The following is a 10,006-nucleotide window of genomic DNA, read 5'->3' as shown; positions in this document are numbered from 1 at the left end:
GTGCCGAAAAACGATTTGGGCAAGATGCCGTCGCGGCCCATGGCGAACAACAGTCGCGAACCGCTGGCCTGGGCCGACAGCCCCGAGGCGAACTGGCCGACGATCAGGCCGATCAGGAAGATCGACACGAACAGGTCGCCACCGATATTGCGCGCAATTTCATAGGCCGCCGAGTCGACGCTGTCGAACTGGAACGATGGATGAGCGATCTGCACGAAGTACGAAACGCCGACGAAGATCAGGCCGCCAATCAGGGTGATCAGCATGATCGCCCGGGGAATGGTCCGGCGTGGATCGCGGGTCTCTTCGGTCAGGGTGCTGACTGCGTCGAAGCCAAGGAATGAATAGCAGGCAATCGCCGCGCCGCTCATGATCAGCGGCATCTGCATGTCGCCGTTGAAGAACGGTTTGACCGACCACAGCGGCGTGCTCGCATCGCCACCGATGTAGTGCACGCACAGCGCAACGAAGGCGATCAACACGAGGAACTGCACCAGCATCAGCAAAGCGTTGATGCCATTGGCCAGTTTCAGCCCGACGATGTTGATCGCACTGGTGATGCCGATGAACGCCAGCACCCAGATCCATTGCGGGATCGACGGAAATGCCGAAGCCAGATAAGCGGCGCCGATCAGCCAGATCGCCATCGGTAGAAACAGATAATCGAGCAACACCGCCCAGCCGGCAATGAAACCGAGTTTCGGGCTGATCGCCTTGCGCACATAGCTGTAAGCCGAACCGGCGACCGGGAAAGCGGCGGCCATGCGTCCGTAACTCATGGCGGTGAAGAACATCGCCACCAGCGCCGCCAGATAGGCGGCCGGCACCATGCCGGCGGTGGACTGGGCGAGGATGCCGAAAGTGCCGAGGACAATGATCGGCGTCATGTAGGCGATGCCGAACAGCACCACCGACCCTAGCGAAAGGGTGCGTTGCAAACGAGCCATGGGCGACTTACTCCGAATGTTATTGGATTTATGGCAGAGCCGGGTTCGGCGAAAATTTCGGGTGTGGCTGATCGTTCCCATGCTCTGCGTGGGAATGCCTCAATGGACGCTCTGCGTCCGCTATTGGGACGCGGAGCGTCCCGGGCTGCGTTCCCACGCAGAGCGTGGGGACGATCAGGTACAGCAGGTCAAGGAATCAGCAGCTCGCGCAGACCAGAAGCCTGCTCCACCACCTCCCCCGGCAACTTCAAACGCTGATCATCCAGATAGCGATAATCCTTGCGCGCAATCTCCAGTTGCGTGAAATCCAGCTCGACACTGAACCGCCCTTCTTCGCGTCCGGCCTCGAACAGCAGCGCACCCAGCGGATCGACCAGCGCGCTGCCGCCGGCAAACACCAGGCCGTCATCCCCTGCATCAACGCGATTGACCATCAGCGCAAACGCCTGGTTTTCCTGGGCGCGGGCCATGATCGCGGTGCGGTGGGTCGGGCTGTACGGGTCCATGTTGCCGTTGGTGACGATGAGCAATTCCGCACCCAGTTGCGCCAGGGCGCGGGCGGTTTCCGGGAACTCGATGTCGTAGCAGATCAACAGGCCCACGCGCACGCCGTTCCACACGCAGGTGGCGTAACGGTCGCCGGCCTCGAACACGCCGCGATCCGAAGCCCACAGATGGGTCTTGCGGTATTTCAGGGCGATGCCTTCGGGAGTGATCAGCAGCGTGGTGTTGTAGAAGCGGCCGTTGTCGTTTTCGGCCATGCCGATCACCACAGCCATGTCACGCTCACGCGCTGATGCGAGCACGGCGCTGACGGTCGGGCCGTCGAGCGGTTCGGCGATCTGCGCCACGGTTTCGGCGTTGGGGAAGCCCATCAGGTGGGTTTCCGGGAACACGATCATCTGCGTGTCGGCCGCGCAGGCAGCAATCGCCGCCAGTGCGCGTTGCAGGTTGTAAGCCGTGTCGTTGTCACGGCCCGCCAGTTGGGCGAGTTCGACTTTCATGGTTATCCCTTGTTATGTGGCCCGGCCCGGAAAGATTGCCCGGTGCCCGTCTGTGGGCCAGTATGCGCAGCAAGCAACCGGCCAGGGAATCACGCGGCCGGGGTAACCCGATTGGGGTAGATCGATGACACTTTCGTTGAATGACATCACTTGGCACCGCGCGGTCGGGCAATTGATCGACGCGCTCGACAAGCCGAATTTCTGGGCGCAACTGGTGCGCCTGCTTGAGCAGTACGTGGCGTTCGATAGCTGGGTGGTGCTGCTGTTCAGCGCCGATCAGCATCCGCAAGTCTTCGCCGAATGCCCCGGCGAGGACGGCAGCCCGGACCCGTTGTTCCAGGATTATCTGCGCGGACTGTATCTGCTCGATCCGTTCTACATCGCCTGCCGCGAGCAGTCGCGCACCGGCCTGTATCGCCTTTCGGAAGTCGCGCCGGAGCATTTCGAGCTGACCGAGTACTACCAGCGATACTTTCGTCTGAATGTGGTGGCCGACGAAATCCAGTTCAATTGCCAGCTCGAAGGCGAGCGCACGCTGTGCCTGTCGCTGGGCAGTGAAAAACGTTTCACTGGTGAACAGATCGCTTTGCTGTCTTTGATTCAACCGTGGGTGCTGGGTCTGTTGCGCCAGCGTCTGCCGTACGAAATCAACGAAACCGTGGCCCTCGCCGTCGCACCCGCGCAGGCAGACTGGCGGGTGCAACTGGAAGCGTCGGTGCAACAGCTCAAGGGCGCCCAATTGACCGCGCGGGAACTGGACGTAGGGCGTTTGATGCTCAGCGGTTGTTCCAGCAAAGAAATCGCCCGCAAGCTGGAAATCTCCGTGGAAACCGTGAAAGTCCATAAGAAACACATGTACAGCAAGCTGGGGATCAAATCCCAGTCCGAGCTGTTTTCGATTTTTCTGCAGGCGCAGAACGCCTGAAACAATGTGACTAACGCTTTTTGTGGGAGCGAGCCTGCTCGCGAAGAGGCCCTCATGGCCGACATCAAGGTTGGCTGGTCCGCCGTCTTCGCGAGCAGGCTCGCTCCCACAGAAATGCGTGCCGTTGCACAAAATTGAGTCCGAACCAAGGAACCCGTATGAGCCTGTCTTTGCTGAGCCGCTACGCCTTCTTTGCCGTCTGCGTGATTTTCACCCTCGCCAGCCTGCCCTTTCTCGAACATGACTGGCTGTGGCCAATCACCGCCGTCACCGCGGTGCTGAGCCTGCTCGGCGTGTTCGACCTGTTGCAGACGCGCCATGCAGTACGCCGCAATTATCCGATTCTGGGCAACATCCGTTATCTGGTCGAAGGTATCCGCCCGGAGATTCGCCAGTACCTGCTCGAGTCCGACAGCGACGCCCTGCCCTTCTCCCGCGCCCAGCGTTCGCTGGTGTACTCGCGAGCGAAAAACGAAACCGCCGACAAACCGTTCGGCACGCTGATCGACGTCTACCAGTCCGGCTTCGAATTCATCGGCCACTCGATGCGCCCGGCGCCGTTGAGCGACCCGAATGGTTTCCGCGTCACTGTCGGCGGGCCGCAGTGCACGCAGCCGTATTCAGCGTCGATCTTCAATATCTCGGCGATGAGCTTCGGCTCGCTCAGCGCCAACGCCATTCGCGCGCTGAACCAGGGCGCGAAACTCGGCAATTTCGCCCACGACACCGGTGAAGGCAGCATCAGCCCGTATCACCGCGAACACGGCGGCGATCTGACCTGGGAGCTGGGCAGCGGCTACTTCGGCTGCCGCACCAGCGACGGCCGTTTCGACCCGGAGCGCTTCGCCGTACAGGCACAGAATCCGCAAGTGCGCATGATTGAAATCAAGATGAGCCAGGGCGCCAAACCCGGCCACGGCGGGATCCTGCCCAAGCACAAGGTCACCAAAGAGATTGCTGAAACCCGCGGCATCCTGATGGGCGAGGACTGCGTTTCGCCGTCGCGCCACAGTGCGTTTTCCACGCCGATCGAGATGATGCAGTTCATCCAGCAACTGCGTGAGCTGTCCGGTGGCAAACCGGTGGGTTTCAAGTTCTGCCTCGGCCATCCGTGGGAATTCATGGGCATTGCCAAGGCCATGCTGGAAACCGGCATTCTTCCCGACTTCATCGTCGTCGATGGCAAGGAAGGCGGCACTGGCGCAGCGCCTGTCGAGTTCACCGACCACATCGGCGTGCCGATGCGCGAAGGCCTGTTGTTCGTGCACAACACCCTGGTCGGCCTGAACCTGCGCGACAAGATCAAACTCGGCGCCAGCGGCAAGATCGTCAGCGCCTTCGACATCGCCAGCGTGCTGGCCATCGGCGCCGACTGGGCCAACTCGGCGCGCGGCTTCATGTTCGCCATCGGCTGCATCCAGTCACAGTCGTGCCACACCAACAAATGCCCGACCGGCGTCGCCACCCAGGACGCCCTGCGCCAGCGCGCTCTGGTGGTGCCGGACAAGGCCCAGCGCGTCTACAACTTCCATCGCAGCACGCTCAAAGCGCTGGCGGAGATGCTCGCTGCCGCCGGGCTCGATCATCCATCGCAACTGTCGGCCAAGCATCTGGTGCGGCGCATGTCGGCGACCGAGATCAAACTGTTCTCGCAGTTGCACGTGTTTTTGAAACCGGGGGAGTTGCTCACCGGTGAGGTGAATGGCGAGTTCTATTCGCGGATGTGGCAGATGGCGCGGGCGGACAGTTTTGAGCCGGCAGAAGTCGTCGCTGCGTAACGGCTGAAAGGTGTGCATTTCCATTCGGAATGCACACCCTTACCGATCATGGTGCAAACGTACGTATCTTGAATAAACGCACATGACCTATTTCTTCCTTATCGATAATTTTTGCTTCGTATCTTTGCAAAAGTTCGACTTCCTGAGCAAAGCCAGCACCATAGTTCGTTTCCAGAACATAAAAATCTTTTGGGCGACCGGGCAACGACAAATCAGCTTTCAGCTTCTCTAAATTATTCACAAGCAGCGGAGACTCCAGCAATTTGAAATAGACGCCAAACTGAACCGCATCAAGCGAATAAATTGGCAACACCTTTGACTTACCCATTACAGAGATGACGATATCTCTCATGTGCGTTTCGCGGGAGTAGGGATTTTCAGGATCCCTTAGATAACTGACATCCTTGAATAAAGGCGTAGCAGAAAATGTCATCAAAACCACCAGCATTAAAATTTTTACTGTCACATCTCTTATATTGCCAACCGCGTGCGCAGCTACCAGCAATACCGCAGGCAGAAGAAAAATAAAATTGCGTATAGTCGCCACCGGCCGTAGATAAACAGAACAGACATAGGGCACCACAATTCCTACTACCCCCCAGAACATAATCAGCCTGTAAGTACTTGTGCCTGCAGGATTTCCAGCTATCGAAACCAGCCCTGTAATCAAGATTACTGCGCACAAAGCAGCTAAAAACGAATCTCCAAAATACGACAGGAAAACCTTGAAAAAAAACACATCCTCAGGCGGTTGAATCCAGAACTCCCGCGAAAAGCTACTCTCAGCGTACGATAAAGCAGGAACCACGGTTAACGCGGCGAAAAATCCAGCGCAAGCGAACTTGTATATAACTTGGCTCTGGACTTCACTGCGCAAGATCATGCGAAGCAACACAAGCACCTGAGCAAAGACTGGCAGATAGCCGAAGTAATGAGTATTTATCAGTGCAGCGGAAATCAGCCAGTAGCAAAAAAAATCCTGCCCCCTGCCTCGACTCAAGCAACGCAAAAAGACCACAAAAGACAAAACGGTAAGCAACGTCAAAAGCGCATAAGAGCGAGTCTCTTGCGAATACTGAACCAAAAAACTGTTGACCGATGCCAACCACGCAACGATGAGCCCTATTTGCTCATCAAACAATTTGCGCCCGAGGAGGAATATAGCGGGAATCAACAGCACGCCGATTACCGCAGAGAGATACCGCCCTGTGTGCTCTCCAAATCCGACAGCATGATAATAAGCCCACAGTAAAATCTGATAAAAGGGAGGATGAACATCATTCAATGTAGTTCGATAAACGTCAAAGAATCCATTTTGCGGATCGCTTACCGACACACTGAAGGCCTCATCCAGCCACAGGCCAGTAGCATCGATGTTGCGCAACCTTACATACAGGCCAAATCCAATCGCGCCAGTCAGACACAGGTACATTGCCAACTTGTACTTTCGCGACTCAATGTCCATTTTCATCTCCTCAGTAGTTACTCAGCCATGAGCAAAACCGGCTACCGACCTCTTCCATAAAAGTGCGAGCATCCCCACCCCGACCGCCAACCACAACGTCACCAGCCGCAACAAAACCGTCGCCGCGATCGCATCCGCCAACCCGACTCCGCCTGAAACCAGCAGCGCTAGCATCACTGCTTCGGCAGTGCCCAAGCCGCCCGGCATGAAACTCAACGCCCCCGCCAACATGGCCACCGCATAAATAAAGATCGCTAACGTCAGCCTCACGTCCGCGCCCATCGCCTGCAAAATCCAGTAAAACGCCAATGCTTCAAGCCCCCAGGCCAGCAGGCTCAATAGCGTTGCGCCCATGACGCGACGAGGAGAATGACAGCGGCGCGACTGACGCAATACCTGAACGGCATGCCCCAGCAACCGCGAGAATCTGTCGTGCCGTTGCTCAGTGCGACGATCAATCGCGCTGGCAAGGCTTGGGGAAAACATCATCGATGCACCGCATGCCAGGAGGACGAAACTGGCAACGATCATCGACAACCATTCCGGATGCGCGCTCAAGCCGAAGAATGCCAGGCCCGCCATCGCCAGCAGGTCCGCAAGCCGCTCACTGAACAGCGCGGCAAAGCTCTGTGCGTAAGGCACCTCCAAACGTTTGAGCAAAACACCGCGCAACGCCTCCCCGGCCTTGCCGGGAGTAGTCGTCAGGGCGAATCCGGCCAGGTAGATGTTCAAGCTCGGCCGCCAGGGCAACCGGTGGCCCAGGGCAGACAGATAACCCTGCCAACGCAAGAAACGCAGACCGTATCCAAGCAAAACCACGCTGACGATTTGCCCGCACTGCCACCAGCCCACTCGACTGACCGCCACGCTCACAGCCGACCACCCACCCCACAGGGAAACAGCGAGATAAGCGAGGGCGGAGCAGATCACCGAGCCAATCAAAACGCGATAGCGCCACCCGGATAACATCAGTCTCTGATTCACAGGTTCAGCCTCTTGAACAACGGCTGCGGCATCACCCGAATCAGCCACATGATCAGCCCCCAAAACCCGGGCACATACAGCACCGCCACCTGTCGATTGATCCCTCTGACTATTCGCCGGGCAACCGTATCGGGTTGCGCTACAAGCAAGGAGGGCAGCGCCAGCCCTTGCGTCATGGGCGTGTCGACTAACCCGGGCTTTATCGTGATCACATGCACACCCGCCTTGAACAAGCGTACCCGCAGGCCTTCGCAGAACGTGGACACGGCCGCCTTTGCCGCGCCGTACAGGTAATTGGAAGGTCGTCCTCGATCCCCGGCAACCGAGGAAATGACCGCCAGCGTGCCGTGCTGCTGGACAGCCATGCGGTTTGCCAACAGCGTCAACAGCGCGATCATTGAACTGCCGTTATTGGCGAACTGCTCCATGGCCTGTTCAACGTGTTGTTCGCACGCGTACTGATCTGGCAGCGAGCCATAGGCAATCAGACAGATATCCACCGTCTGCAACGTCGCCAGGCACTTCTCGTACATGACCGGATGTGCGGCGATATCACTGGCGTCCATGACGTACGTGGTCACGGCTCTGGCACCTCGAGCCTGCAGATCGACACTGGTTTGCTGGAGCTTTTGCGCATCCCTGCCGACCAGGAACAATTCGCTGCGATCAGCCGCCCACAATCGTGCGCAAGCGCAGGCAATCGCCGAGGTGGCGCCCACAATCAGTATTTTTTTCATCGCGTGACTCGCTGCCAGAAACGGGACATCAGGGTTGGATCGCGCATCGCTTCCAGTTGCTCCCAGGCGGGATAGGCCTGGCGAAAATCGCTGCCGCTCATGTGAGCGTCCTTGGCTGGATACAAACGACCGCCTGCTTCCCGCACGATGGCGTCGAGCCGCGGCAGAAGTTTTTTCGGCAGATCTATGTCGTGTGGAAAGTCCAGCGCCAATGAAGTACCGGGCATAGGAAAGGAAAGCCATCCCGGCGAAGGAATGTCGCCACAACGCTTGAGTACCGCGAGGAAAGAGCCACTGCCGCTACGCGCAATCGACTTGAGTAATTCGGCCAGTGCCACGGCTGCAACCGAGGCCGGCAATACGCACTGAAATTGCTGGAAACCTCTGCGTCCGTAGATGCGATTCCAGTTTTCGATACGGTCCAGCGGATAGAAAAACGAGCTGTAGCCAACCTTTTGATGTTGTCCGTTCGCTGGGTGCCGTTTCCAGTAGTGATCGTTGAACAGTTTCAAGGTGAGCGAATTGATCAGCGATACCGGAGGGCGGATCGGGACAGACAGAGAACGTGGTGCAGCGACCTCAAGGGGCCCCGCCACGCAATGATCACCAGCCGTGAAGCATCCGCGCCCTAGCGCATTGCCCTTGGCCAGGCAATCGATCCACGCGACGCTGTATTCATGCTGCGCATCCATGTCGGCCGACAGGGCAAAAAAATCATCCAGACAGTCAAAACGCACCCGTGTGCTGTCGATCAGGCTCGACTGGATCTTGCGCAGACGAATGCGCACCCAGGTAATCACGCCCGTCAGGCCGAGCCCGCCGATCGTTGCAGCAAACCACTGAGGATTTTCCCGCAGCGAACAGACCATCGGCGATTGCACGGATCGGTGCAGTTCGAAACACACCAGCGAATGAGCAAACGTGCCGCAGCGATGGTGATTTTTCCCGTGGACGTCATTGGCCACCGCCCCACCCAGCGTTACGTGCCGCGTACCGGGCGTGACGCGTAAAAACCAGCCGCGGGGAATGGCCAATTGCAGAATCTCGCCCAGTGTCACACCCGCTTCTGCGCAGATCTCACCCTTTTCCCAATCGGCTTCGATGAAGCGGTTCAGGGGGCGTAATTGCAGCACATGATCGCTTGCGGCCATGCAGCTATCGCCATAGCTGCGGCCATTGCCAAACGGTAACGTTGTCCCGTGAGATTCGATCAAATGCTGCCACTGCGGTCTGATATCCGCTTGCCAGTGGCAGGGACGACCACTCTGCGGGGCATGGGGATAGTTTCCCCAGGAAGCCAGCGAGGCCATCATGCCGCCATCCAGAAAATCAGACAGAACGCCGTTCCCATCACCAGACTCAAGCGATCACGCAGTGCGAAAACCACCGGATCCTCATTCATGCGGCCGCGATGCGTCAGGAGCCAGATACGGGTGATCCAGAGCAGCATCAATGGGCAGGCAAACCAGAGCCATCGGGGAGATGTGTACAGCTGGGTAGTCACGCTGTCATGGATGTAAAGCGCTAACACCAGGACGGCGAGATAACCGGATGCGGCCCCCAAAGAGGAGAGCATTGCCAGGTCCGCAGGAAAGTAGTCGCGGCCGCCGGTCTTACCGGTGATGCCGCTGTGCAGCGCCAGCAACAGCTCGGCATAGCGCTTGACCAGCGCGAGGCTCAAAAACATGAACATGGAAAAAGCCAGCATCCACCCCGTCAGGTCGAGGCCAAACGCGGCGCCACCGGCAATGATGCGCAAGGTATAAAGCAGCGCCAAGGCGATCACATCCAGTGCCATCAACCGCTTCAGCGCCAGCGAATACACCAGCGTCAAAATGTAATAAGAGGCGAGCACGGCAACGAATGGATGAGGCAGCCACAACCAGGCACCGATGAACGAAGCTGACAACAGCAGGGGAAAAACCACCAGACCGGACTGGATAGATAACGATCCACTGGCGAAAGGTCGGTGGCGTTTGGTCGGGTGCTTGCGGTCATCGTTCAGGTCGAGCAAGTCATTCAGGAGATAGACGCTCGATGCACACAAGCCGAAAAGTATGAAGGCCAGCATGCCGCGCCCCAACAGCAGCGGATTGGCCATTAGATGCGCGGCAAAAAGGGGAACGAAAATCAGCACATTCTTCATCCATTGATGAATGCGCAAGG

The 10,006-nt window shown here is 58.0% G+C and carries 9 protein-coding genes; 2 read left to right on the top strand and 7 right to left on the bottom strand.

All coding sequences use genetic code 11. The features are described 5' to 3' along the window. Together OQK_RS16650 and OQK_RS16645 are read right to left on the bottom strand one after the other, a co-directional pair. Nucleotides 1-947, bottom strand: a 947-nt coding sequence (locus tag OQK_RS16650; protein ID WP_038861244.1) for an APC family permease, incomplete at its 3' end; no start/stop codon positions are given. A 188-nt stretch (nucleotides 948-1,135) separates the two neighbouring features. Next, nucleotides 1,136-1,951 carry a carbon-nitrogen hydrolase family protein gene (locus tag OQK_RS16645; RefSeq protein WP_016773378.1) on the bottom strand — a complete coding sequence of 272 codons (816 nt, stop codon included), beginning with the start codon at nucleotides 1,949-1,951 and terminating at the stop codon, nucleotides 1,136-1,138. Between the two features lie 124 nt (nucleotides 1,952-2,075). Here OQK_RS16645 and OQK_RS16640 point away from each other — a divergent pair, with 124 nt between their 5' ends. Together OQK_RS16640 and OQK_RS16635 are read left to right on the top strand one after the other, a co-directional pair. Then, a complete protein-coding gene (locus tag OQK_RS16640) occupies nucleotides 2,076-2,876 on the top strand; it encodes a helix-turn-helix transcriptional regulator (protein WP_016773377.1) in 801 nt (266 codons plus the stop codon). Between the two features lie 158 nt (nucleotides 2,877-3,034). Beyond that, nucleotides 3,035-4,654, top strand: coding sequence for an FMN-binding glutamate synthase family protein (locus OQK_RS16635; RefSeq protein WP_016773376.1), 1,620 nt, complete (start codon nucleotides 3,035-3,037; stop codon nucleotides 4,652-4,654). A gap of 46 nt (nucleotides 4,655-4,700) precedes the next feature. Here the strand turns inward: OQK_RS16635 and OQK_RS16630 are convergent, their stop codons facing one another. The 5 genes from OQK_RS16630 to OQK_RS16610 all read right to left on the bottom strand — a co-directional run. After that, the gene (locus OQK_RS16630; RefSeq protein WP_016773375.1) at nucleotides 4,701-6,119 is read right to left on the bottom strand and encodes a glycosyltransferase family 39 protein; all 1,419 of its coding nucleotides are present in this window, start codon (nucleotides 6,117-6,119) and stop codon (nucleotides 4,701-4,703) included. Nucleotides 6,120-6,140: 21 nt separating this feature from the next. Further along, on the bottom strand, nucleotides 6,141-7,088 hold the full coding sequence (locus OQK_RS16625; protein WP_081489869.1) for a flippase-like domain-containing protein: 948 nt from the start codon (nucleotides 7,086-7,088) through the stop codon (nucleotides 6,141-6,143). Between the two features lie 11 nt (nucleotides 7,089-7,099). Continuing rightward, nucleotides 7,100-7,840: an SDR family oxidoreductase gene (locus tag OQK_RS16620; protein ID WP_016773373.1), complete on the bottom strand. Its 741-nt coding sequence runs from the start codon at nucleotides 7,838-7,840 to the stop codon at nucleotides 7,100-7,102. Beyond that, nucleotides 7,837-9,153 (bottom strand): FAD-binding protein, encoded by a 1,317-nt coding sequence (locus OQK_RS16615; protein ID WP_038861017.1) that lies wholly within the window; start codon nucleotides 9,151-9,153, stop codon nucleotides 7,837-7,839. Before OQK_RS16615 ends, OQK_RS16620 begins: the two co-directional genes overlap by 4 nt. Continuing rightward, nucleotides 9,150-10,006: UbiA family prenyltransferase (locus tag OQK_RS16610; protein ID WP_038861016.1), on the bottom strand; the 857-nt coding region annotated here is incomplete at its 5' end. The genes OQK_RS16615 and OQK_RS16610, both read right to left, overlap by 4 nt.

It is taken from the genome of Pseudomonas sp. R62 (assembly GCF_000257605.1).
Taxonomy (GTDB): domain Bacteria; phylum Pseudomonadota; class Gammaproteobacteria; order Pseudomonadales; family Pseudomonadaceae; genus Aquipseudomonas; species Aquipseudomonas atacamensis.
The sequence above is the reverse complement of the archived record's forward strand: the minus strand, read 5'-3'. Positions and strand labels throughout refer to the sequence as shown.

What these genes read in the sequence shown, in the direction of transcription:
- OQK_RS16630 (WP_016773375.1), bottom strand. Translation starts at nt 6,119, where the DNA reads ATGGACATTGAGTCGCGAAAGTACAAGTTGGCAATGTACCTGTGTCTG.
- OQK_RS16625 (WP_081489869.1), bottom strand. Translation starts at nt 7,088, where the DNA reads ATGTTATCCGGGTGGCGCTATCGCGTTTTGATTGGCTCGGTGATCTGC.
- OQK_RS16640 (WP_016773377.1), top strand. Translation starts at nt 2,076, where the DNA reads ATGACACTTTCGTTGAATGACATCACTTGGCACCGCGCGGTCGGGCAA.
- OQK_RS16615 (WP_038861017.1), bottom strand. Translation starts at nt 9,153, where the DNA reads ATGATGGCCTCGCTGGCTTCCTGGGGAAACTATCCCCATGCCCCGCAG.
- OQK_RS16620 (WP_016773373.1), bottom strand. Translation starts at nt 7,840, where the DNA reads ATGAAAAAAATACTGATTGTGGGCGCCACCTCGGCGATTGCCTGCGCT.
- OQK_RS16645 (WP_016773378.1), bottom strand. Translation starts at nt 1,951, where the DNA reads ATGAAAGTCGAACTCGCCCAACTGGCGGGCCGTGACAACGACACGGCT.
- OQK_RS16635 (WP_016773376.1), top strand. Translation starts at nt 3,035, where the DNA reads ATGAGCCTGTCTTTGCTGAGCCGCTACGCCTTCTTTGCCGTCTGCGTG.